The 22442-nt window shown below is 68.4% G+C and carries 15 protein-coding genes; 7 read left to right on the top strand and 8 right to left on the bottom strand.

Annotated elements, in window-relative coordinates; all coding sequences use genetic code 11:
• Positions 1–22: 22 nt before the first annotated feature.
• Positions 23–385, bottom strand: coding sequence for a hypothetical protein (locus BLW81_RS19700; RefSeq protein WP_083408624.1), 363 nt, complete (start codon positions 383–385; stop codon positions 23–25).
• A 97-nt stretch (positions 386–482) separates the two neighbouring features.
• Here BLW81_RS19700 and BLW81_RS19695 point away from each other — a divergent pair, with 97 nt between their 5' ends.
• Together BLW81_RS19695 and BLW81_RS19690 are read left to right on the top strand one after the other, a co-directional pair.
• Positions 483–2114, top strand: a complete 1632-nt coding sequence (locus BLW81_RS19695; protein WP_083408623.1) for a fatty acid--CoA ligase — start codon at positions 483–485, stop codon at positions 2112–2114.
• A gap of 46 nt (positions 2115–2160) precedes the next feature.
• A protein-coding gene (locus BLW81_RS19690) for an IS5 family transposase (protein ID WP_407662274.1) occupies positions 2161–3058 on the top strand; the annotation gives its coding sequence in 2 pieces (ribosomal slippage) (positions 2161–2507 and positions 2506–3058; 900 coding nt in all).
• Here the strand turns inward: BLW81_RS19690 and BLW81_RS19685 are convergent.
• Positions 3055–3918, bottom strand: coding sequence for an oxygenase MpaB family protein (locus BLW81_RS19685; RefSeq protein WP_083408622.1), 864 nt, complete (start codon positions 3916–3918; stop codon positions 3055–3057). The two genes, BLW81_RS19690 and BLW81_RS19685, sit on opposite strands and share 4 nt — an antisense overlap.
• Before the next feature lie 118 nt (positions 3919–4036).
• On the opposite strand from BLW81_RS19685, the gene BLW81_RS19680 reads away from it, so the two are divergent.
• Positions 4037–4531: a hypothetical protein gene (locus tag BLW81_RS19680; protein ID WP_083408621.1), complete on the top strand. Its 495-nt coding sequence runs from the start codon at positions 4037–4039 to the stop codon at positions 4529–4531.
• Between the two features lie 15 nt (positions 4532–4546).
• Here the strand turns inward: BLW81_RS19680 and yaaA are convergent, their stop codons facing one another.
• From yaaA to BLW81_RS19665, 3 genes are all read right to left on the bottom strand, one after another.
• The gene (gene yaaA / locus BLW81_RS19675; RefSeq protein ID WP_083408620.1) at positions 4547–5293 is read right to left on the bottom strand and encodes a peroxide stress protein YaaA; all 747 of its coding nucleotides are present in this window, start codon (positions 5291–5293) and stop codon (positions 4547–4549) included.
• A gap of 31 nt (positions 5294–5324) precedes the next feature.
• A complete protein-coding gene (locus tag BLW81_RS30000) occupies positions 5325–5936 on the bottom strand; it encodes an NlpC/P60 family protein (protein ID WP_083408619.1) in 612 nt (203 codons plus the stop codon).
• A 253-nt stretch (positions 5937–6189) separates the two neighbouring features.
• The gene (locus BLW81_RS19665) at positions 6190–7326 is read right to left on the bottom strand and encodes an alkaline phosphatase family protein (protein WP_083408618.1); all 1137 of its coding nucleotides are present in this window, start codon (positions 7324–7326) and stop codon (positions 6190–6192) included.
• Positions 7327–7460: 134 nt separating this feature from the next.
• On the opposite strand from BLW81_RS19665, the gene BLW81_RS19660 reads away from it, so the two are divergent.
• The 3 genes from BLW81_RS19660 (at position 7461) to BLW81_RS19650 (ending at position 19801) form a co-directional block, all read left to right on the top strand.
• The gene (locus BLW81_RS19660; RefSeq protein WP_235632340.1) at positions 7461–18092 is read left to right on the top strand and encodes a BTAD domain-containing putative transcriptional regulator; all 10632 of its coding nucleotides are present in this window, start codon (positions 7461–7463) and stop codon (positions 18090–18092) included.
• Between the two features lie 138 nt (positions 18093–18230).
• Positions 18231–19007, top strand: a complete 777-nt coding sequence (locus BLW81_RS19655; protein ID WP_083408616.1) for an ArsR/SmtB family transcription factor — start codon at positions 18231–18233, stop codon at positions 19005–19007.
• 5 nt (positions 19008–19012) lie between these two features.
• Positions 19013–19801, top strand: coding sequence for a DUF899 domain-containing protein (locus BLW81_RS19650; RefSeq protein ID WP_083410679.1), 789 nt, complete (start codon positions 19013–19015; stop codon positions 19799–19801).
• Here the strand turns inward: BLW81_RS19650 and BLW81_RS19645 are convergent.
• Positions 19753–20418, bottom strand: a complete 666-nt coding sequence (locus BLW81_RS19645) for an MBL fold metallo-hydrolase (RefSeq protein ID WP_083408615.1) — start codon at positions 20416–20418, stop codon at positions 19753–19755. The two genes, BLW81_RS19650 and BLW81_RS19645, sit on opposite strands and share 49 nt — an antisense overlap.
• Before the next feature lie 81 nt (positions 20419–20499).
• On the opposite strand from BLW81_RS19645, the gene BLW81_RS19640 reads away from it, so the two are divergent.
• On the top strand, positions 20500–20883 hold the full coding sequence (locus BLW81_RS19640; RefSeq protein WP_083408614.1) for a hypothetical protein: 384 nt from the start codon (positions 20500–20502) through the stop codon (positions 20881–20883).
• Between the two features lie 85 nt (positions 20884–20968).
• On the opposite strand, the gene BLW81_RS19635 is transcribed toward BLW81_RS19640, so the two are convergent.
• Positions 20969–21628: an alpha/beta hydrolase gene (locus tag BLW81_RS19635; protein ID WP_083408613.1), complete on the bottom strand. Its 660-nt coding sequence runs from the start codon at positions 21626–21628 to the stop codon at positions 20969–20971.
• A 29-nt stretch (positions 21629–21657) separates the two neighbouring features.
• Entirely contained in the window at positions 21658–22440 is a 783-nt protein-coding gene (locus BLW81_RS19630; protein WP_083408612.1) for a glutamine amidotransferase, read from the bottom strand.
• Between the last annotated feature and the right edge of the window lie 2 nt (positions 22441–22442).

The following is a 22442-nucleotide window of genomic DNA, read 5'->3' as shown; positions in this document are numbered from 1 at the left end:
TTACCGCCTGGCGCGGCCGGTTTCAGCCGACGGCCGTGCTCAGGCCGACACCGCCGAGCACGAAGGTGAGCAGACACAGCCCGAACGTCGCCGCGGCGAACGGCCAGCCGCGCCGCCGGCGGGCCAGCTGCACGATCTTGACGACCAGCCCGGTCACACCGATACCGCCGGCGACGAGCACCGCGGTGAAGACCGCGTTGACCGCGCCCTGCTCGCTGCAGGACTCGGGCGGGCAGTGATCGAGGAACGCCAGCGAGAACATCCCGAACACCGCGCCGACCCCGATCATCACCACGGTCAGCAGCAGCGCGGTGATCGACACCGCCAGATCGACACCCGACACCGAACGCGTCGTCACCGGTGCGGGGTAGCTCGGCTGCGTCATGACGGTCGATGCTATCGGCGCATTGCCCGGTTTCCCGCCCAAAGACCGTGCCGTCGGAGATCATGTCGCTATCCGGTCCGGCGCAGGGGAGGCAGCGATGGACAGCACGATGCAGGACTTTCCGCTCACCGTGACCGCGATCCTGCGGCACGGCACCGGGTGGCACTCGAGCCGCAAGGCGATCACTGCGACGGCGGACGGTCACCGCGAGATCAGCTACGGCGAACTGGGGACCCGGGTGGCGCAGTTGGCGCACGGGCTGGCCGACCTCGGCGTCACTGCGGGCCAGCGGGTCGCGACGTTCATGTGGAACAACCAGGAGCACCTCGAGACCTACTTCGCCGCACCGTGCATGGGCGCGGTGCTGCATACCCTCAACATCCGCCTGGCCGGTGACCAGATCGCCTTCATCGCGAATCAGGCCGAAGATTCCGTTGTGCTGGTTGATGTTTCGCTGGTGCCGCTGCTGGCACCGATCCTGCCGAAGCTCGACACGGTGCACACCGTCATCGCGGTGGGCGACGGCGACCTGGAACCGCTGAGCACCGCGGGCAAGACGGTGATCCGCTACGACGACCTGATCGCGGGCAGGCCGCTCGAATACGACTGGCCCGATCTCGACGAGAAAAGCGCGGCCGCAATGTGTTACACGAGCGGCACGACAGGCAACCCCAAGGGCGTCGTCTACAGCCACCGGTCCACATACCTGCATTCGATGGCGGTGTGCGCGGCCAACAACATCGGTCTGGTCGACGGCGACCGGGTGCTGCCGATCGTGCCGATGTTCCATGCCAACGCGTGGGGCCAACCATATGCGGCGATGATGGCGGGCGCGGATCTGCTTCTGCCGGACCGGTTTCTGCAGGCCGCACCGCTGGTGGACCTGATCGAACGACACCGCCCGACGGTGGCCGGTGCCGTCCCGACCATCTGGAACGACGTGCTGAAGTACCTGCACGCCAACCCCGACCGCGACATCTCCTCGCTGCGCACCGTGTGCTGCGGTGGTTCGGCCGTCCCACTGGGAATGATGAAGGAGTTCCAGGAGCGCTACGGCGTGGTCATCCGGCAGGGCTGGGGGATGACCGAGACCTCACCGCTGGCCGCGATCGCCACCCCGCCGCCGGAAGCCACCGGCGCCGAGCACTGGACACTGCGCGCGGCCGCGGGCCGGGTGTTGTGCGGCGTCGAGATCCGCATCGTCGACGACGAGGGCGCCGTGCTGCCCAACGACGGTAAAGCAGTGGGTGAGATCGAGATTCGCGGCCCATGGATCACCGGCTCGTACTACCAGAACGCCGACGCAGCCAAGTTCGATTCGGGATGGCTACGCACCGGCGATGTCGGCCGGATCGACCCGCAGGGATTCATCACGCTGACCGACCGCGCCAAAGACGTCATCAAGTCCGGCGGCGAGTGGATCTCCTCGGTGGAGCTGGAACTGACCCTGATGGAGCATCCCGCGGTGTTCGAGGCGGCGGTCGTCGCCGTGCCGGACGACCGCTGGCAGGAGCGTCCGCTGGCGGCGGTCGTCGCCAACCCCGACGCCGAGGTCACCGCCGAGGAACTGCGAAAGCATCTGAGCGACAAGGTAGCCCGCTTCTGGCTGCCGGAACGGTGGACGTTCATCGACGAGGTGCCCAAGACCAGCGTCGGCAAGTTCGACAAGAAGGTCCTGCGCAGCCGCTACGCCGAGGGGGCTTACGACGTCGTCGAGTGCCGCGACTAGGGCGTGTCTGACAAAGGTTTCAGGTGTTATGCCTGAGGCTTGAGAGATGTCACGGTTTCAGTTGCTCTCCGATGAGCAGTGGTCGTTGATCGAGGACCTGCTACCTGCTCCGACGGGTAAGCCAGGCAGGCCTTTTCGGGATGCTCGGTCAATGGTGGAAGGCATCATCTACCGGTACCGGTGTGGAATCGCCTGGCGTGATGTTCCCGAGGCGTTCGGACCGTGGCAGACGATTTGGACCTGGCATCGCCGGATGAGCGCTGATGGGACCTGGGACGCGGTGCTGACCCGACTGCTCTCGGCAGCCCACGCCGCCGGGATCATCGACTGGTCGGTATCGGTGGACTCCACGATCGCCCGCGCCCATCAACACGGCACGAACCTCACTCGCCACACAGGGGGCTGGGTCGAATTACACGAATCCGCGCATCGAGCCGCCTGACCACGGCATCGGCCGCTCTCGCGGGGGTTTGACCAGCAAGATTCATCATCTCGTCGACGGCCGTGGACGCCCGCTGGTGGTGTTGGTCTCGCCCGGTCAGGCCAACGACGCGCCGGTTTTCGAGCACCTGCTGGCCCATCTGCGGGTACCCCGACTCCGCGGTGGTTCGGCACGAACCCGACCCGACCGAGTGCGCGGCGATAAGGCGTACTCGAGTCGCGCCATCCGCGCTGAGCTGCGTCGTCGCGGGATCGTCGCGGTGATCCCACAACCGTCCGACCAGATCGCCCACCGCCAACGCCGAGGGTCACGCGGTGGACGGCCACCAGCGTTCGATACCGCGGACTACAAGAGCCGCAACGTGATCGAACGAGGCTTCAACACCACCAAGCAGTGGCGCGGCCTGGCGACCCGCTACGACAAACTCGCAGTCGTCTACCGCGGCGCAGCAGTCCTACGGGCCATCACCCTCTGGCTGCCACATTTATCAGACACGCCCTAGGTGCGCGCCGCGGTCAGCGCCCAGCGGATCCCGCCGACCAGCACCCGGCCCGACACCCGGATGACCGTCGCCTCGACCGGCGGAAAGTACGGCAGCAGCAACGGTGTTCGCGCCCAGGCGGGCAGCATCGCGACCGAGGTCGCGGCCAGCGCCGCGTATGGCGCGCGGGCAGGCAGTGGTAACGGCGGCGTCAGAAGCAGGAACCGGGCGGCGTCGCGCGCCGCGGCCGTGCCCCGCAGTTCGGGGCGGAACGCTTCGAGACGCTCGGCCAGTTGCTTCTCGCTGCGCGGCGGATCCACGACGCCCAACGCCTCGGCCACCCGCGCGGTGTCGGCGACGTAGCCGTCGCGGCCGCGCTGGTCCAGCGGCGCCTCGCCGTACATCTGGTGCGCCAGCAGGAAACTGTCGACCTCGGCGACGTGCACCCACTCCAGCAGGTGCGGGTCGGCGGCGTGGTAGGACCGGCCGTCGGCGGCCACACCGCGCACGCGCTGATGGATTCCGCGGACCTTGTCGACGGCGCGCTGCGCGTCGGCGGACGGGCCGAACGTGGTCACCGCGAGGAAGGTGCTGGTGCGCTGCAGCCGGCCCCACGGATCGCCGCGGTAGTCGGAGTGCTCGGCCACCCCGGCCATCGCCAGCGGGTGCAGCGACTGCAGCAGCAGCGCGCGCAGCCCGCCGACGAACATCGACGCGTCGGCGTGCACCCGCCGGATCGGCCGGTCCTCGCCGAACCAGCGCGGTCCCGGCGTGTCGTGGATGCGCGCGCGGTTGGCGGGCCCGTCGGGTCCGGCAACCATGCCGAACAGGCTGCGACCCAGGCCCTTGCGTACGCTCCCGAGGTCCGGCAACACGCTCATGCCTTCACCGTACGCGCGGCCATCCGCTCGGCCGCCGCCTCGGCGAAGTGCTCCGGCGGCGCCGGTGGGTGGATTACGGTTACGACGACGGGCCGCCGACGAGAGGAACGGGAAGCGCATGCGCCGACAGACACGGTTGATGGGCCTGGCCGCCGCGGTTGCGGTGCTGGCGCCACTCGCGCCGGTGACGGCGGGCACCGCCGCGGGTCAGGCCGGCGGCACGTTCGTTCCGTTCAACCAGGTGCTGCGCCGGTGCGACTTCAGCGAGACCGACTTCAACGGCCCGACCGGGTACGCCAGGGCGACGGCGGTCGTGCACCGGACGGGGTCGGAGGTCAGCGCCGACATCGAGATGAACACGGCGATCCCCAACATCCACTACGACGTGCGGCTTATCCAGATGCCGCGTCCGGCATCGGCGACCTGCCACGGCGGGGATCCCGGTGTGACGGCGGCGCCCATCTTCATCGACGCGGCGGGAGCCGGCAGGGTCACCCTGCGCGACGCCATCGAACCGAACGCGACCGGTGTCTGGGTGTTCATCACCCGCCCCGACCGGTTCTCGCAGAACCCCGCCGAGTTCTACACCAGCGACTTCGTCGCCCCGGTGTAGCACTCAGCCGCCGACTCAGGCGTCGATGACGATCGTCAACTCGTCGCCGCTGCGCTCCACCCGCATCCCGGCCCGGCGCGCGACCGCGGCCACCGCGGCCGCATCGCCGGGTTCGGACCGCGTCATCACCAACGCCCGCGCCAGCCGGCCCTTGTGCGCCTTGTTGAAGTGCGTCACTGCTTTGCGCCGGCCGTCAGAATCCTCGGCGACGACGTCGGCGCGCACGACGCCCGGCACCCGGCCGAGCGCCGCATACGAACCGGAGCGCAGGTCGACGATCAGTTCGGAGGCAGCCCAGCCGGCCAGCACCGGTTCCAGCAGCGGGCGCCAGCGCGCGGCCAGCGTGGGCTGACCGGGCAGCTTGGAGCCCGCCGAGAGCCGGTACGCGGGCACTGCATCGTCGGCGCGGAGCACACCGAACAGCGCCGACCCGACCGCCAGCCGGGCCCGGGCGCGTTCGGCGGAGGCTCCGCGCAGCGAGGCCACGTCGAGCGCGTCGTAGAGCACGCCGGTGTAGCGATGAATGGCAGGCAGCGTGGGCGCGCTACGCAGGTGCGCGTTGCGGTCGATCTCGGCGTCCTGTGCGGCGGACAGCCCCAGCGCCCGACGGCACGCCGCCGGGTCGCCGGCCAGTTCGACCAGTTCGTCGACCAAGGCGCCGCGCAGCGGGCTGAGTTCCGGCGCGCTGAGCGACTCCAGCTTCAGCGGCGGTCCGTCGCCACCGGCCCGTTTGGTCTCCGACGGCGGAAGAAGCACGATCACGCCGGAGAGGCTATCCGGGTGCGCTCCGCGCTCAGGCGGCCGGCATCGGCGCCGGCGGAGCGAACGGGTCGGCCGGAGGCGGCGGCGGAGCCAGCGGGTCGCCCGGCGGCGGGGGCGGCAGCGGGGCACCCGGCGGGGGCGGCGGGCCGGCGGCCGGCGGAGGCGGGGCGAACGGGTCGCCCGGCGGCGGGGGCGGCAGCGGGGCACCCGGCGGAGGCGGCTCGTGCCCGGCCATCATCACGACCGGGGCGGACGGGTCGACCGGCTGCTCGGGGGCCACCGGCAAGAACATGTGCTTGGTGAACTGGTCCTGGTAGGCGCCGCCGCCGCCGATCTTCACGCCGCCGCCCTCGCCGGAGGAGACGGGCGTGCCGTCGGGCAGGGTCGCCGCGGTGTGGCCGCTGTTCCAGCCGACCACCAGCGCACCGGGCTGGGTGCCGTACTGGAAGCCGCGCTCGAGCAGTTCGCGCTCGATGTTTCCCGTGTTGAAGCGGTCGCCGTAGACGGGGCGGCCGGTCGCTGCGTTCGTCACCCACGACACCAGGCCGGAGCAGTCCGTACCGGCGGGAGAATCACCGCCGGACACGTATGGCGTGCCCGACACCTGGTTCACAAGCGTCAGAAGCGTGGCAATAGCAAACATGCGGCCAGACGTTAACAGAGTCGCTTTTCGGGCTGCAAAATCTGTGACAGCCGCCACAAGCTGCGGGTTGTATTGCGCAGTTCACGAAAATGGTTGCGAAGTTTCGTCTTTCGAACCGACACAGCAACACCGATTGCCAGTGTCGAAATGACCCGTACGGCAACCTGATTCCCGGGGCACTGACGAGGTGACGGACGAATTTCGTTGACTGTCAGCCGATCACCGATCCGTTACGGATTCGGGCGCGCGAGGCTCAGCCGTACGCGAGCAGCAGCGGCACGGCCTGTTCAGCGAAGGTCAGGGAGCCGTGGTGTCCGATCAGCGAAGATTCGAGCGGTTCGACCGACCGTCGGAGCAGGGCTGCGGACCCACGCGCGGCGGCGATGACCTCACCGATCCGCGGCCGCACCGCGTCGCTGATGCGCTCGCCGAACCAGCCGGCCGCGACCGCCTCGTCCCGCGGGAGCACCCAGGCACGATCACCGAGTTCCGCCCGCCAGGCTGTCAGCACGTCGTGTTCGGCACCGCGCTCTATATAGAGGTGTCGGGCGCGGGCCTCGCCGCCGATCGCCTGCACGCCGTCCATCAGGGCGGGCGTGCTGTCGATGTCCACGCTCTCGTCGTCCGTCACCGTGACCATGCCGTGGTCGGCGACCACCGCCAGCAGCCCGCCCGGCGGCAACGCCTCGACCACCGATTCGACGAGCCGGTCGATCTGACGCAACTGCATTCGCCACTGCGGCGAGCCCGGCCCGTGCAGATGCCCCATCATGTCCAGCTCGCTGTGGTAGCCGTAGCAGAAACCCCTGTGCGACAGGGTGTCTCGCACATTCGCGGCGAGGTCCCCGAGGGCGTGGACGCCGATGTAGTTCCCGCCCCGCAGCACCGCGCGGGTCAGGCCGGAGCCGGCGAACTCGGCGCCGGAGATCACGCTGACCGCGACGCCGGCGGCGGCCGCTCGTTCGAACGTGGTGGGCATCGGTTGGACGACCTCGGGGACGACGGTGCCGCGCAGGTCCTCGCCCCACGGATGCGGCCGCCACCGCAGGGCATTGACCACTCCGGCGTCGGGTATCCGGAAGGAGTAGCCGACGAAGCCGTGCTCCCCGGACCGGCAGCCCGTGCCGATCGCGGCCAGCCCGGCGGCCGTCGTCGAAGGAAAACCGACCTGCAGAGTCTGCCCGCGCAGTCCCGCGAGCACCGGCGCGTCGGCGGCGAACGTGTCGAGCAGCTCGGCGCCCAGCCCGTCGATCAGCAGCACGCAGGCTCCGGCGATGTCGGCGCGCAGCGGGATGCGGGGCTCGAAGCCGTCGGCGCCCATCGCCGAGAGCACCGAGGGCACCACGTCGGCCAGGTGAGCGAGGTTCGGATCCGGCGCCGGCAGGTCCACACCGAGAGCCTGCCACAGCGTGCCCTGCGCTCTTGTTGTCATGGCAACCACCTGCGGAAACGTGGCCTTGACCAAATCTTGACCGCATGTTGAATCGGCTCTCAGACGATCGTGGTGTGATTACGCTCCAAGAGGTGGAGCTGGGGGTGCTGGGGCCTCTGCAGGTCCGGCAGTACGGATTGCCGGTCGCGATCCCCGGCGCCAAACCCCGCAGTATCCTGACCTTGCTCGGGTTGCACACCGGCGCCGTGGTGCCCGCCGACACGCTCGTCGAACTGCTGTGGGGAGACGACCCGCCGCGCACCGCGGGTAAGGCCCTGCAGACCCACATCTCGTCGTTGCGTCGCTGCCTCGGCGACGGCGCGGTGCTCACCGCGGGCGCGGGGTGGACGCTGGGGACCGCGCAGGTCGACGCCGCGCGCTACGCGGCGGCCGCGCGGTCGGCCCGCGACGCGATGGCCACCGGCGACGGCAGCCAGGCGGTGGTGCGGTTCGACGAGGCGTTGGCGCTGTGGCGCGGCGCTCCCGAGCTTCCGGCGACCAGGCGCGGAGTGTCGGAGACGACGTTCTGGGCCGAAGGGCATGCGGCGCTGGTGGAGGACAGAGCCGACGCGCTGCTGGCGACGGGCCGCGCCGCCGAGATCATCGGTGAGCTCGAGGCGGCGATCGCCGACGGACCGCTGCGCGAGCGACGGTGGAGCCAACTGATGCTGGCGCTGTACCGCGCGGGCAGGCAGGGCGAGGCGCTCGGCGCCTATCAGCGGGCGCGCGCGCTGCTCGCCGACGAACTCGGCGTCGACCCGGGCCCGGATCTGCGCCGCCTGGAGGCCGCCATCGTCGCCCAGGATGTATCACTGGAATTGCCTGCTGCGCATCATCTTTCGGCGGTGACACGGGCAGTGACGTTCCTGCTCACCGACATCGAAGGGTCCACCGCGGCGTGGGAGTCCGACGCCGATGCGATGGCCGGGGCGTTGGCCCGCCACGACGAGATCGTCGAGCAGGTCGTGACGTTCCGCGGAGGCCGGTTGATCAAGACCCGCGGTGAGGGCGACGCGACGTTCTCGGTCTTCGACCGGCCGTCCGCGGCGGCCGCCGCGGCCATCGAGTTGCAGGAGGCGATCGCGCACGAGCCGTGGGCCCTGCGGGATCCGATGCGCATCCGGGTGGCCCTGCACACCGGCGAAGTCGAGTACCGCGATGGTGACTACTTCGGTCGCGCGGTCAACCGTGCGGCCCGGTTGCGGTCGCTGGCGGGCGGCGGCCAGATTCTGTGCTCGGGCGCGACGGCCGAACTGGTCGTCGACTCCTTGTCCGACGACGTCGTGCTCGTCGACCTCGGAACGCGGCAGCTGCGCAACCTGTCTCGGCCCGAGCACGTCTTCGAGCTTCGACTGGAGACGGCCGGGGGTGCGGAGGCGACCGTCGACGCGCCGCTCGACCGTCCCGGCCTGCCGGCGGTTTTCGCGGGCGCCGGCCCGTTCGTCGGGCGGGCGACCGAACTCGAGCGCCTGCTGGCCGCCTGGCAGGCCACGCTGACCGCCGGAACCCGGGCCGTGCTGATCGCCGGGGAGCCCGGCGTCGGGAAGACCCGGCTGGCCGGCGAGTGGTCGCGCGAGGCCTACGAGCAGGGCGCGGTCGTGTTGTACGGGCGTTGCGACGAGGACCTCGGGGCGCCGTACCAGCCGTTCGCCGAGGCGTTGCGGACGCTGGTGCCGTCTTTGGGTGCGACGCGGCTTCGCGAGGTGCGCGGCGTCGAGGCGCTGCTGCCGTTGGTTCCGGGGCTGTCCGATGCGTTGCCCGACTTGGCAGCACCCACCCGCGCCGACCCCGACACCGAGCGGTACGCGCTGTTCGACGCCGTCGTCGCGCTGTTGGGGACGGCGTCGGCGAACACCCCCGTGGTCCTGGTCCTCGACGATCTGCACTGGGCGGCCAAGCCGACACTCTTGCTGTTGCGTCATCTTCTCCGGTTCGGCGAGCACGCCCGCGTGCAGATCCTCGGGACGTACCGCAGCACCGACCTCGACCGCTCCCACCCGCTGGCCGCGATGCTGGCCGACCTGCACCGCGACGGCACCGCTGATCGGCTGCAGCTCTCCGGGCTCGGCGAAGAGGATGTGAACACCTACGTCGCCGAGGCCGGCTACGACGACGAGGAGTTGGCCCGCGCGTTGGCCGCGGTCACCGGCGGCAATCCGTTCTTCCTCATCGAGGCGCTGCGCCACGTGGCAGAAAGCGGCGGGCGGTGGGACGCAAGCACACTGCCGCAGGGTGTGCGGGAAGCGGTCAGCCGCAGGTTGACCCGCCTCCCGGCCGAGACGAACAAGGCGTTGGCGGCGGCGGCCGTCGTCGGCAGCCGGTTCGCGTTGACATTGGTCGAGCACGTGGTGGGCGACGACCTCGTCGACGCATTCGACGAGGCGGCCAAGGCGGGCATCGTCATCGAGGAGCCGGGTGGTCGATATCGCTTCAACCACGCCATCGTTCGGCAGTCGCTGCTCGCCGAGCTGCCGTCGGTGCGGCGGATGCGGCTGCACCAGCGGATCGCGGTGACGCTGGAGGCGGAATCGGGTGCATCCGACGACCTGCTCGCCGAGTTGGCCTACCACTACTTCGAATGCGCTTGGGCGGGCAACGCGGTCAAGGCCGTCGAATACTGCCGCCGTGCGGCGGATCAGGCGATGGCGCGGCTGGCCTACGAGGGTGCCGCCGAGCTGTACGACCGAGCTTTGCACGCGCTCGAAGAACTCGACGAGGAGCTGCCGGACCGTGAGGCGTTGCAGGCTGAACTGCTCGTCGCGCGGTGCGAGGCGCTGCTGGCGGCCGGCGAGGTGAGCGCGGCCGCGGACGCGATCACTCAATTGCTCTCGGCGGCGGGCGATTCCGAGCGGCTTGCCGCATGGGGCGCGTGCTTCGACGGTGAGCTGACCATGCTCACCCACCCCGAACGGCTGGACGAGATCGAAGTGGCGTTGAAGGCCGCCGCCGACAAGCTGGCCGAGCTCGACGACGCCGCGGGAGAGGCCAAGGCCCATACCGTGCGCGCCTCCTGCCTCGGGCGGCTCGGCCGGATCGGCGAGTGCGAGACGGCTTTGGACCTGGCGCTCACCGCGGCGCGACGGGCCCGTGAGCACCGGCGGGTCAACGCGGTGCTGGCCGGCGCCCCGCTCGCGGCGCTGTGGGGACCCAGCCCGGTTCCGCGGGCCGGCGGACGATGCCTGGATGTGGTGCGGCTGCTGCGCATCACGACCGGATCGCCGGTCGTCGAGGCCACTTCGACACGATGCCAGGGTGTGCTCGACGCGTTCCGCGGCCGCGCCGCGGCGAGCCGTCAACTGATCGACTCGGCCAGACGCTCGCTCACCGAGCTCGGGATGCGCCACGCGCTGCTCGAGGTCGATCAGTTCGCCGGCATCGTCGAACTGGTCGCCGACGATCCCGCGGCCGCGGAGACGCATCTGCGCCGTGCCTATCAGGGGTTCCGCCGGATGGGCCTGGACGCCGACACGGCCGAGACCGCCGCGCTGCTGGCACGTGCGTACCTCGCGCTGGACCGCGCCGACGATGCCGACGAATTCTGCGCCGAGAGTGAGCGTTTGGCCGGGCACGGATTGCGTGCCTCGATCACGTGGCGGACCGTGCGGGCGCAACTGCTGGCGCGGCGCGGTGAGCACGACGAAGCCCGTCGTGTCGCGGAAGCGGCCGTGGCGCTGGCCGAACGCACCGACGCGCTGGTCGACCACGGCGAGGCCTGCCTGGTGTTGGCGATGGTGTTGCGAGCGGACGGTGATATCGCCGGAGCGCACGTCGCGGCCGAACGGGCGCTCAACCTGTTCGACCTCAAAGGCGCTGCCGCGCTGGCAGACAAGGCACGCCTGCTGCTGGGAGGGCAAAGCGCATCGCCCGCCGCCGAGGTCGCCGATTCCGCTCCGACCGAATGGGATACCGCGTGTGTGCGGGCGGTCCGGCGCCTGGAGTCGGCCGCCGACCGCGGGGCGTGGGATGACTACCGCCAGATGTACGCCGCCGACGCCGTGATCGAAAGCCGTCGCAAAGTGGTCGGTTTCGCCGGAGCGGACATCCCAGCCGGCGGGCTGAGCGAGCTGGCCGAACGGTTGGCGGCCACCGGCACGGTGCGGCACAGCTCGGTGGTCGAGGCGGTGCGCGGTGATCGGCTAGCCCTGTGCCGGTTGCGTATCGGAGGCGCTGAGAGAGCGCCGTCGGCGCCGTATGAAGAGATACTCGAGTTGTACGGCCTGGACGACGCCGGCCGGATCGCGATGAGGATCTGGTTCGACACCGACGACTTGGCGGCGGCGGTCGCCGAGATGGAGGCGGCCTATGCGCGGCAGGCAGGTGACCGCGCGCCGGCCGGCAACGTGGCGAGCCGGGCGTACGACCGGGTCACCGCGCTGTTCGCGACCCGCGATTGGAACGCGATGGCCGACGCCATGGCGGAGGACATGGTCGATCATGACCACCGCCGCATGGTCAACGGCGGGATCCGGCACGGTCGAGACGTGCACCTGGCCAACAGCCGGGCGGTGGTGGAGATCGGAGGCGAATCGCTCACCGCCACGGTCATTGCAACCCGCGGTGATCGCCTCGCACTGTGCCGGTCGACGATACTGGGCCGAGGTGACCGCTCCGACGCGTTCCGAATCGAATTCCTCAGCGTTGTGGAGGTTGACGCCGAGGACCGGATCGCCGCCCACCTCGCGTTCGACCCCGACGATCTCGACGGCGCGGTGGCCGAACTCGACGCACGTTTCCTGGCCGGCGAAGCGGCACACTACGACAACGTGTGGTCACAGGTCTCGGAGGCCTTCGTAGCGCTCAACCGCCACGACATACCTATGACGACAGAGGATTACGTTGCCATCGACCACCAGCTCCACCACAGCATCGGCGCGACGGGTTTGGCGGATTACCTCGGCACATCCTGGGAACTGACACCCGACCTGAGCATGTACATCGAAACGGTGCACAGACTTGCCGAGAACGCTGTCCTGGTCACCATGCGGGGCACCGGGACCTCGGTCGACGGTTTCCGCGCCGACTGGCGACTCATCGAGATCTTGGCCGTCGACAGTGATACCGGGATGCGATGCGAGATCTTCGGTGAAGCAGACCTCGAAGCCGCTCTCGGGCGCTTCGACGAGATCGCCACTCCGTCAGTTTCTCTCGAGAACACAGCGAGTCGCGCCGACGCGCAGTTCAACATGCTGTTCGCCGCGCGGCGGTGGGACGACATCGCCGCGATGCTGCACGACGAGCTGCGCGTGGAGGACCGCCGGCGGGGACTGCGCCGGGAAGGGGGCGGCGATACCGAACTCGCCGAAGTGCGTGCGCTCGCCGAACTGGGCACCGCGCGGATGTCCTCGGAGGTACTGGCGACCCGCGGTGAGCGGCTGGCACTGGTGCACACGCGGGCGGTCGGCAGAGACCCCCGGCCCGACGCCTTTCGCACCGACTTCCTCCGGATCACCGCGGTGGACGCAGACGACCGGGTCACGGCCTGCATCTCGTTCGACACCGACGATCTCGCCTCTGCCATCGACGAACTCGACACCCGCTACCTCGCGGGGGAGGCGGCGGCATTCGCGACGACATGGGCGTGTGTGACAGAGGCTTACCACACGCTCAACCGACACGAGCTGCCGCCGACGACACCGGACTGGACCATCGCCGACAGGCGCAAGATCGCCGGAGCCCTGGATGGCGACATGGCGACCTACCTTCGCGCCACGTGGGCCAATACGTCCGACGCAAGGATCGTCGTGCAGACGGTGCATCGACTCGATGATGGGTTCGTCGTCCTCAGCCATTGCGCGTACGGCACGTCGGACGACGGATTCGACGCCGAATGGCGGCACGTCGTCGTCCTCGGCGTCGACGAGGGAAAGCTCAGTCACTGCGAACTTTTCGCGGACAACGACCTCGACGCCGCGATCAGCCGTTTCGAAGAGCTCATTCGGCCGCACCAGGGCACGCACAACGCCGCGAGCCGCATGTATGAACGCCTACAGAACTGCTTCTCCCAGCGGGACTGGGCAGGGATGGCGGAGCTGATGACGCCGGACGTGATCCAGGCGGTCGCCGCCATGGGCGCCAGGAACACGGGCGTGACGGTCGTGGCGACTCGCGGCGAGCGTGTCGCGCTGGTGCGTAGTCGATATTCCGGCGCGCCCGGCCCCCAGGCGTTTCACGTCGAACCGTTGTGCGTCGTCGAGATCGACGGCGACGGCAGATTGGCGAGACATACGCAGTTCGATCCCGAGGACCTCGATGCTGCATTCGAGGAACTGGAAAGCCGCTACATCGGGGGAGACGCCGCCGAGTTTGCGGACACCTGGTCGTTTTTGGTGAGTGCATTCAGCGGCTTCAACCGGCACGAGCTACCACCGACGACGCCGGACTGGACGTCCGTCGACCACCGGCGGACCGCCACTTTCGCGACCGGCGAGTTGTATCCGTTCGTGCGTGCGTCTTTCGAGCTGGTTCCAGACATCCGTAACTACGTCGAGACCGTTCACCGGCTCAACGCGACGGGTGCCGTGGTGACGCGGGTCGCGACAGGGGCGTCTCGCGAGGGCTCCGTCGGGGAATGGCGGTGCGTCACCCTCGTCGCTGTCGACGGCACTCGCATCAGCCGGGTCGAGATCTTCGAAGAGACGGATCTACAGCCTGCACTTGCCCGTTTCGAAGAACTCAGTCGCCCAGCACGGCAGCCGGATAACGCCGCGATGGGCACGTACCGGCGCTTACAGGACGGCTATGCGCGACGCGATCTGCGGACGATGTCTGAGGTCGTCGCCGACGACATCCTCATCGATGACCGCCGCTCGGTGGTCGGCGCCGGGGTTCGGCGCGGCAAGGGTGCTGCGATCGACGAGATGCAGGCGACCGCCGCCCTCGGGGTCATGTCGCTCGAGCCCACGATTCTCGCGACGCGCGGCGATCGACTCCTGCTCATCCGCGTGCAGGCAGGAGCCGACCAGTCACCGGAGGCCTTTCACACCCATGTCATCAACCTCCTCGAGGTCGACGACTCCGGCCGGTTCTGCGTCGCCATGGTCTTTGACCCCGACGACCTCGACGCGGCATTCGCCGAGCTCGACAGCCGATTCCTCGCCGCGGAAGCGGCCACCCACGCGGACACCTGGTGCGTCATCGCCGGCCTCTACGCAGCCTTCAACCGCCACGAGCCCACCCCGACTAACTGGGTAGGCGTAGACCATCGGCGAGTCGCGTCGTTCCCCGCGACGGACATGACGGAGATCGTGGCCACGGCAAGGGGATTCATCCCGAATCTGCGCACCGACATCGCGTCGGTACACCGGCTCTCACGTTTGGGTGCGGTCATCACGGCCGTTGCGCGTGGCACCTCGCCAGAAGGCTTCGACGCCGAATGGCCCATCCTTCAGGTCCTGACAGTCGACGCGGGCCGCGCAACCCGATGTGAGTTCTTTGACGAGGCCGCCCTCGACGCTGCACTGGCGCGCCTGCAGGAGCTGGAAGCAGCCGCTCGTCCACCCGCCACCGCGATCGATCGCATGATCTTGCGTTTCACGACGCTGTTCGAGAATCGCGACTGGGATGGTCTTCGCGCGATCGTCGACGACGACTTCGTTGTTCACGACCGCCGGCACACGATCAACGCGGGGATCCGGCGCGGCCGAGAAGCGGAGATCGGTGACCTGCAGGCCGCCTCCGACGTGGGCTTCACCACCGTCAGCTTCGTCGTCGCAGCCACCCGGGGTGAGCGCCTGGCCCTCACCCGCTCCCGGTTCTCGGACGCCGGCGATGAGTCGTTCCACGCCGACGCCCTGCAGGTGATCGAGCTCAATGACGACACACTGACCGCGGTCACCGTGTTCGACCCCAACGACATCGATGCTGCGTTCGCCGCACTGGATGCCCGGTTCTCGGCCACTCAGTGCGCCGACCGTGCGGCCACCTGGTCGGTGATCGCCGCGAACTTCGCTGCGGTCAACCAGCACCGGCTCCCCAAGACTGCCCCCGGATGGGTAGGGGTGGATCACCGGCAGGTCGTGACGTCCGCGATCGAACCGACCGACCTCACCGCGTACGTCGACGCAGGCTGGCGGCAGACCCCCCACTACCGCATCCTCATCGAAGATGTGCACCGCCTGACCGAACGCGGCGCGGTCATCACCCACGCCGCTCACGGCACCTCCCATGCGGGCTTTGACGCTGAATGGAGAACCGTCGACGTTCTGGAGGTCCAACACGGCCTGGTGAGCCGGGTGGAACTGTTCGACGAAGCGGACCTCGACACCGCGCTGGCACGATTCGACGAGCTCACGGGGAGCACCGCTCGACCCGGCAACGCGGCATGTGAAGTTGCGGAAGGAATCTGGAGGTACTTTTCAGCACGCGACTGGACGGCAATGGCGCAGTACCTGGCCGCCGATATCACTGCCGACGATCGCAGACGTGTCGTCAATGACGGAGTTCGACGCGGCCGCGAAGCATTCGTCGAAGCCATGCGAGCGCTCGCCGAGGTGGGGACCGGCGACATCAGCACCCGGGTCGTGGCGACCCGAGGGCAACGGCTCGTGCTGATCCGCGTGCGCACCGAACCCGAGGTGCTCAACCTCGTCGAACTGGACACCACGCAACCGGTCGCCACGACGATCGTGGTGTTCGACGTCGAGAACCTCGACGCAGCGTTCGACGAGCTCGACACAAGGTTCGCTGCAGGCGAAGCCGCGGGCAGTGCGGAAGCGTGGTCGCTCGTCGCTGAGGCATACGCCGCGCTCAACCGACGCGAATTCGTCTCGACAACAGCGGACTTCGTCAACATCGACCATCGCAAAGCGGCCTGCTTCGGCCCCGGCGAGCTGACGGCTTTCATCCGCGCCGCCTGGGCTGTCACGCCGAATATGCGGGACTACATCGAGGCAGTGCACCGTCTCAGCCCCGTGGGTGCGGTCGTCACGCATGTTGCGTACGGAACGTCCAAAGCCGGTTTCGAAGGCGAGTGGCGGACGGTGCACATCCTCACGGTCGACGGTCACACGATCAACCGCAGCGAGACCTTCGACGAAGCAGACCTCGACGCCGCGCTGGCGCGGTTCGACGAACTGAGCTCCGCGGCACGGCTGAAGAACACTGCCACGCACGCCCATTCGAAGCTTGCCGACGGGTACAACAGCCGCGACGTCGAGCAGTTCCTGGCGCTGCACGACGGCCGGTATGAGGACCGGCGACAGGGGCTTCGCGACAGCGGCACCGTCGACAGCAACTTCGCGACGGCAACGCTCCTTGAAGCGCTGCCCGGCTGGCACTGGGAAGCAACGACATTGGCGATTCGCGGCAAACGCCTGTCGTTGCACCTCGACACCATCCGCGACACCGCCGACACCGGGTCGCCTGTCGCCGTCGAGTTGTTGATGCTCACCGAGGTCGACGACACGGGACGCATTGTCTTCGCCGTGGCCTTCGACTCCGACGGCATCGAGGCGGCGTTCGCAGAACTCGACGCCCGGTATCTCGCCGGCGAGGCGGCGACGTACGCGCGCACATGGGCGGCAGTCGCGGACGGGTACGCCGCCTTCAACAGGCGAGAGTTGTTCAAGACCACACCAGATTGGGTGAACATCGACCACCGGCGTGGCGGCACCGCGTTCGCACCCGGCGAGCAGATGGCACTCGTCGACGCCACATGGCGCGTGGTCCCGGAGATTCACGCCTACGCCGAGTATGTCCATCGACTCGACGGCACCGCAGCCGTGGTGACCCAGATCGTGAAGGCGACGTCGCAGGAGGGTTTCGACGGTGAATGGCGCGAGGTCATACTGCTCACCGTCGATGGTGACGCCATCAGCCGCTGTGAAGTGTTCGACGAATCCGAAATCGACGCTGCCCTCGCACGATTCGCTGAGCTCGGTCGGCAGGCACATCGACTCGTGAATGCGGCGACGCGCACCCGCGAGGATTTGATAACGGCTTTCGGCCGTCGCGATCTCGACGCCTTCCGTACCTTCATCACCCCGGATGGTCGATACGACGATCGTCGTAAGGGTCTGCGCAACGCGGGATCCCTCAAGCAGGAATTCGCGTCCAGCATGCTGTCCGAAGCACCGGAAAGTTGGCAATGGACCGACGAACCGATCGCCGTCCGCGGACAGCGTCTGGTCCTTTGTCGTGACTGGTTCCGCGACCACGATGCGCCGGGTCGGCCCGTCACCGTCGAGGATCTCTCGGTAACGGAGATCAGCGCGAACGGGGAGATCTGCCACGCAACGCTTTTCGACGCGAACGACATCGACGCCGCGATGACGGAGCTCACGACCCGATGGATCGCCACGGGAGAGGTCGAGCACCCGGACACCATCGAGGCACATCACAAGATCATCGAGATCACCAATCATCACGACTGGGATGCGTTGACTGCGGTTTGCGGCGGCGCCACCTACATCAACCATCGACAACTCGGAAGCCCCACCGCTGACTACATCTCGTCGATCCGCGCGCTCGCATCGCTGACACCCGACCTCTGGATCGTGCCCGCGATGATCCTCGCGCACTCCGCCTGCGGCGTCGTCGTGCACGCCGTGATCAGGGGGACCACCACCGACGGATCGGCCACCGAGATTCCGTTCCTGATGATCAACATCGTGCGCGACGGCCACGTCGCACATATCGAGACTTTCGACCCTGACGACCGCGCCCACGCGCTGGAGCGCTTCGACGAACTCATCCAACCGGCACCCCTCGATAACCGCCGATTGTGAAATGGCGGCGGTAAAAGGCGCGATTCTTCGCCCAGGCGGCACAGTCGGCAGAAAATTCTGCCCACCCATTGACATGCAGCCCGACGGCTGCCTATGGTCGAACATGCAGCCAACCGGCTGCATGAATGAGAGACGGAGATGGACGAGGTCTTCAAGGCGCTGGCCGACCCGAACCGGCGTCTGCTGTTGGACAGCCTCAACGAGCGCAACGGACAAACCCTGCGCGATCTGTGCTCGCGGCTGTCGATGGCACGCCAGTCGGTGAGCAAGCACCTGGCCGTACTGGAAGACGCCAACCTCATCACCACCGTGTGGCAGGGCCGCGAGAAGTTGCACTACCTCAACGCCGAACCGATCAACGCCATCTCCGATCGCTGGATCAATCAATACGACCGTGCGCGGGTGCAGACGCTCGCGGACCTCAAGACCGCATTGGAGACCTCACCGATGGACAGCAGCCCCGAGTTCGTCTACACCACATACATCCGCACCACGCCAGAACGCCTGTGGCAGGCCATCACCGACCCCGCCTTCTCGAACCGCTACATGGGCCATGCGGTCGTATCGGACTGGGAGAAGGGCTCGACCTACGTCTGGGCCGATCGAAACGGCCTCGAGATCGAACATCCCGAGCAGGTGATCCTCGAATCGGATCCGTACCGGCGCCTCGCGTTCACCTTCCACACGTTCGTCCCCGAACTGGCTGAGCTCGGCATCGACGAGGAGACGATCGCGAAGGCTGCCGCCGAACGCCGATCGAAGGTGACCTTCGAGATCGAACCCGTCGACGAGGGCCAGGTGAAGCTGACCGTCACCCACGATGACTTCCCGGCGGAAAGCGCTGTGCGCGGCCTTATCTCTGGCGGATGGCCGTGGAAGCTGGCCAACCTCAAGAGTGAGTTGGAGGCGGCATGACCACGATGCGCACGCCACCCGTCGTCTCCGAGCAGGAGTGGTTGGAAGCCTGGCGGGAAATGTTGGTCAAAGAGAAGGCAGCCATGCGCGCTCGTGACGCACTGGCCGCGCAACGGCGCCGCATGCCGTGGTTGGCGGTGGACAAGAATTACGAGTTCGAGGGGCCTGCAGGTCGAGTCAGCCTGCTCAATCTGTTCGACGGCCGTCGCCAGCTGATCGTGTACCGGGCGTTCATCGAACCGGGTACCGGTGACTGGCCCGAACACGGTTGCCAGGGCTGCTCTTTGATGGCCGACCACGTGCCCAACCTTGCCCACCTCAACGCGCGGGACACCACGTTCGTCTACGCGTCGCGGGCTTCGCAGGCCGACCTCGAACGCATGAAGGCGAAGATGGGGTGGCGCCATCCGTGGTTCACGATCACCGACGACTTCGACGTCGACTTCGGCGTCCAGGACTGGCACGGCACCAACGCGTTCATCCGCGACGACGCCGACCGCATCTACCGCACGTACTTCGTCAGTGGCCGCGGCGACGAAACCTTCGTCACCACCTGGAATCTGCTCGACATCACCGCGCTCGGCCGGCAGGAAAACTGGGAGGACTCGCCCGAGGGTTACCCCCAGGACCCACCGTACGAGTGGTGGACGTGGAACGACTCCTACGCCCAGCACCGGCCATGGCGATGGTTCGGCGACCCCGACCCCGACGATCCCCACGACCAACGCCCTCCGCGGCCCGACACTCAGGACGGCACCGTCGCCGCCGCCTGCTGCACGGACCGCTCCCACTGAGATCCGTCGACGACCGCCCACGCGGTGTCGCCGCCGAACGCACTGGAGATCACCAGATCCGGTGCGACGGTGCCCAGCAGCGCGACGCTGTTGCGCAACTCGGCGGCGCTGCCGCGACCCGGCACCAAGAACGTCGCCCAGGTGCCTTCCTTGGTCAGGAACATCGTGTCGCCGGTGAACAGATAACGCTCGCCGCCGGATCCGGTCACGAGATAGCTTGTGCTGCCGTCGGAATGGCCGGGGGTGGGAAGCACCTCGACACCGTTGTCGTCGACGTATCGCTCGTAGCCGAGTGGCACGTCAACGGCGGCGTGGCGTTCGATCGCGTCCAGCTCTGCGGCGGGCGCATGCAACCGGGATCCGAACCGCTCGGCGATCCGGGCCAGGTTGGGTCCGGCCTCGTCGAGGTGTGACAGGTACTGCGCGCGGACGCCGCCGAGCGCCTCGATCGCGTCGAAGTCGGCTTCGGTTGCGGGACTGTAGAACAGCACGTTGCCGCGCGGCCCACGCCAGAGATACGCGTGGGTCGTCAGGCCGGGAAGCGGGGTGTCCAACCGCGTCTGCCACAGGTCGTGGCGAAGTTGAACCAGATTCTGCGTCGCTGAAGAAGTAGTCATGAACCGACTGTGCGTCCTCAACCATTGTTGAGGTCAAGCGATTCTCCGGAAATCGCGGCATCGAGGTGTCACGATCGTTCGATGACCGGTTTGCGCCTCCGAGCATCGGCGTTGGCGGCCGCCGTCGCCGGACTCGTCACGCCGTTGATGGTCGCGCCGACCGCCTCGGCGGTCTGCTACTCCGCCGACTGCGTTGCGAATGTGGCCCGCAACGTGGTCGGGGGAGCGCCGTGCTCACCGGGCAAGTACTTCAACTACGGTCTCGGCGCGGCCGGGGAGACGTTCGTCTGCAACAAGATCGGCGTGTGGACGGCCGCCGGGCCGTTGATCGGCGTCTACAACGTCGCGCTGGACTGCCCGCAGCGCGACGTGTCCGCCCAGGGCTCCGACGGGGTCGCGTTCTTCTGCGCCGACATGGGCGGCGGCCATCTGCGGTGGGCGCACCGCATCGACACCTTGGAGTGATCCCCTCGCGTCACACCGAACAACGTTTCGCACGCCCGCACTCGCACTTTCGCGGCGAAACGTTGATCGCTGATACCCCTGAGGCTCAAGTGGCCACCGCGGCGATCCGCGCGGCCACATCGTCGGCCACTGCCAGCGTCGCCGGGTCCGACGACGGCAGGTAGCGGTCGCCCTCCGCGTCGTAGGTCGCGCCCGCGATCGACCCGTGATCGGCCGCCAGCACCACGCAGTCGACGGGCCATCCGTTACGCGACAGCACAGTGGCGAACGAGTGGCTGACGTCGGGCGGGACGACGTCGTCGTCGGCACCGTGCAGCAGCGTGAAGGCGGCCGGTTCGCCGGTCAGCTCGGTGGGCAGCGGCGCACCGGAGATCGGGTCGCGCACCATGAATGCGCCGGCCAGACACACGGTGTGGGCGATCTCGACGCCGACCCGGCCGGCCTGAATCGTCAGGCCGGCCGCCGCCAGCCCGCCCATCGACCAACCGACGACCACCAGGGGACCATCGGTCCACGAGGCCGCGAACCGGGCCGACGCCAGCAGATCCGAGCGGCCCCCGTCGTCGGCGTGCGAGTCCCAATCGGCCAGCACCACCGACGCCCCGCGCTCATGCAACCGCTGAGCAAGCGGAGCCATCGCCGCGCGCGAATCGGTCTGCGCGCCGTGCCACATCAGCACGGTCGGCTGCGAGGTGTCGCCATAGACATCGGCCGAGCGGCCGGGGGAGTACTCGACGGTGCGCATCTCCCTATGGTGCCCGGCGGGCCGCCCGGTCAATCCTGGCGGGCGTACTTGTCGACGAACCGCTTCAGGATGATCGGCGGATACCGGACATCCCATTGGCGCGCAGCCACTTTCAGCGACTCGGCAGATTCGGGCGGAAAGTACCCGTGGTTCTTGTACACGTTGATGCGGGTGATCAGGCCGCCGAGGTCGAGTTCGGGATGGAACTGGGTGGCGTAGACGTTGCGGCCGACCCGGAACGCCTGCACCGGACAGTCGGGCGACGACGCCAGGCGCACCACCGCGTCGGGCAGCAGCGAGGCACCCTCCTTGTGGCCCCCGTAGGCGTCGAACACGTCGGGCACACCGGCGAACAGGTCGTCGTCGCGCCCCTCGGCGGTGACCGTGACGCTGACCCCGCCGACGGGTTCGGGATAGCTTCGGTCGATCCTGGCCCCGATGACCGTGCCGAGGGTTCCGACGCCGTAGCAGCAGCCCAGGAACGGGAAGTCCTCGTCGACGATCCGCGCGATCAGGTCGAGCAGGTCGGCTTCGGCGCGCCGTTGGGTCGGCGACTTCGTCTCGGCGGGGTCGCTGACGTTGTAGGGGCCGCCACCAAGGATCACACCGGAGAAGTCCGCTAGATCGACGCGGCCCAACGCTTCATGCGTGAGCCTGATGCGCCGCATCCCCGCGGTGTCCAGGCCGGCGAACCGCATCATCGCGCGGTGCTCGTCGTCGGCGGCTTCGTCCTCGCCGCGGATGGACAACAGCAGAAACGGCGCCGAACGCACGACACCCCGCGAGCCCGATGAGCCCGCGGGGTGCCGCACGT

This window comes from Mycolicibacterium rutilum, assembly GCF_900108565.1.
GTDB lineage: Bacteria > Actinomycetota > Actinomycetes > Mycobacteriales > Mycobacteriaceae > Mycobacterium > Mycobacterium rutilum.
Note: the sequence above shows the minus strand (reverse complement) of the source record. Positions and strands in the feature narration are given on the sequence as shown.

Bases quoted from the DNA above. Each gene is read 5' to 3' on its own strand.
- BLW81_RS19635 (WP_083408613.1), bottom strand. From the start codon at position 21,628: ATGCGCACCGTCGAGTACTCCCCCGGCCGCTCGGCCGATGTCTATGGC.
- BLW81_RS19695 (WP_083408623.1), top strand. From the start codon at position 483: ATGGACAGCACGATGCAGGACTTTCCGCTCACCGTGACCGCGATCCTG.
- BLW81_RS19640 (WP_083408614.1), top strand. From the start codon at position 20,500: ATGACCGGTTTGCGCCTCCGAGCATCGGCGTTGGCGGCCGCCGTCGCC.
- BLW81_RS19650 (WP_083410679.1), top strand. From the start codon at position 19,013: ATGCGCACGCCACCCGTCGTCTCCGAGCAGGAGTGGTTGGAAGCCTGG.
- BLW81_RS19645 (WP_083408615.1), bottom strand. From the start codon at position 20,418: ATGACTACTTCTTCAGCGACGCAGAATCTGGTTCAACTTCGCCACGAC.
- BLW81_RS19700 (WP_083408624.1), bottom strand. From the start codon at position 385: ATGACGCAGCCGAGCTACCCCGCACCGGTGACGACGCGTTCGGTGTCG.
- BLW81_RS30000 (WP_083408619.1), bottom strand. From the start codon at position 5,936: ATGTTTGCTATTGCCACGCTTCTGACGCTTGTGAACCAGGTGTCGGGC.
- BLW81_RS19685 (WP_083408622.1), bottom strand. From the start codon at position 3,918: ATGAGCGTGTTGCCGGACCTCGGGAGCGTACGCAAGGGCCTGGGTCGC.
- BLW81_RS19655 (WP_083408616.1), top strand. From the start codon at position 18,231: ATGGACGAGGTCTTCAAGGCGCTGGCCGACCCGAACCGGCGTCTGCTG.
- BLW81_RS19680 (WP_083408621.1), top strand. From the start codon at position 4,037: ATGCGCCGACAGACACGGTTGATGGGCCTGGCCGCCGCGGTTGCGGTG.